Annotated in this window: 1 pseudogene; it reads left to right on the forward strand. The window is 56.8% G+C overall.

Annotation, left to right across the window (positions count from 1 at the left end):
• Nucleotides 1-220, forward strand: a pseudogene (locus FDX22_RS24535) (ribose-phosphate pyrophosphokinase); the annotation flags it as partial.

Consider the following 220-nt stretch of genomic DNA (forward strand, 5'->3'; position numbering starts at 1 on the left):
ATCTCGACCTTCCCTGGCTGCCGTGGGCGCGTCAGGACAGACATATGGTATCGGGTGACAGCTTTGCGCTGAAAGTCTTCGCCAGTCAGCTCAATACGTTGAAATTTGACAAGGTCAACGTGCTCGACCCGCACAGTGACGCGGCGGCGGCTGCAATCGACAACTTTGTGGCGATCCCCCAGGAGGTTTGCCTGATGCAAAGTGCGTCATTATCGCGGCT

The organism is Citrobacter sp. TBCS-14, from assembly GCF_005280805.1.
Classification (GTDB): Bacteria; Pseudomonadota; Gammaproteobacteria; order Enterobacterales; family Enterobacteriaceae; genus Citrobacter; species Citrobacter gillenii.